Genomic DNA, 1,044 nt, shown 5'->3' with positions numbered 1-1,044 from the left:
TCAGGGCTTCACCTTCGCACCGGCCTTCGCGCCATTCCCTTCCTACTGCACATCGTTGCCACATTAAACCTGTTGTTTTTTCCGTGACCGTGCCATCACCGTTGTCCTGATAACGGCTTGCTTCTACCAAGGGAAGCTCCAGCCCCCCGTGACTCGGTGCCAACTCGTTGCTACTCGGTAAGCTGTGGTAGCCGTTAATCTGCACATCAGAGGGGAAGACTCTCTTAAAGTACAGACTGAGCCCCCGGTTACTGTAAGGCTTAGTACCCAGAAAGCGTCGTCCTTTCTCTTCTATACGAAACTCAACCACATCAAACTCCGTATCAGAACCTGGCGCAACATCCCGCCGGTTATGTTCAATATCCTGCGGGATAAAAGCTGCTTCTAGGTTACGGCCCAAAGCATAAACCTCTTCGGTACGGTTCTCCAGATAGCAGTACCAGATCAATTCATGCACTTCATCTATCTTAGTAGGAGTTCCTGTAATCAGGCCTAGATCGCCCACCACAAAGCCAATGCTGGTATTGTCTTTGCCGACCCTAACTGAAATATGATCTACCTCTGTAGGCAATGGCCCTTTGCTATACGCCATATAAGCCGACTCACAAACATCAATGTAACGTTCAATTTGCACAAGCTGGGGCCATACGCCTGCCGAGGCAAACAATAATGCAGTTAACATACTCCACTCCCAGATTATTGAATTTCGCGTGTTGGCGGATTGCCGTGCTCCTTAGCATGGTTCATACAATCAGACTCGTACTCACAAATACCAATCTTAACATCCCCACCTTGTATCGCACCAACATACAAATGATTGTTGGAATCACTCACCCATTTCGCATCTGAACCAATTCCTAAAGGCTGATGAGTATACCGATTTGAAAAATTCAAACTACCACTCGGATGCGTATGATAACCAATCTGACGAGGCGTTGTGGACAAATCCACACTTCTCCTTTCCCCCACTATCGGCTTGGTATACTGATAATAAACTGTGCCTGCTGGTGCTGTCATTTTGTTGATGTAACCGCCAATTTCCAG

General features: G+C 47.5%; 1 protein-coding gene and 1 pseudogene. Both read right to left on the bottom strand.

What is annotated here, in order from left to right; genetic code table 11:
- Positions 1-682, bottom strand: a pseudogene (locus tag QWF21_RS18020) (hypothetical protein); the annotation flags it as partial.
- Positions 683-696: 14 nt separating this feature from the next.
- A partial coding sequence (locus tag QWF21_RS18015; RefSeq protein ID WP_330089427.1) for a hypothetical protein occupies positions 697-1,044 on the bottom strand: 348 nt, incomplete at its 5' end.

This window comes from Alkalimonas mucilaginosa (assembly GCF_036327005.1).
Lineage (GTDB): Bacteria > Pseudomonadota > Gammaproteobacteria > Enterobacterales > Alteromonadaceae > Alkalimonas > Alkalimonas mucilaginosa.
The sequence above is the reverse complement of the archived record's forward strand: the minus strand, read 5'-3'. Positions and strand labels throughout refer to the sequence as shown.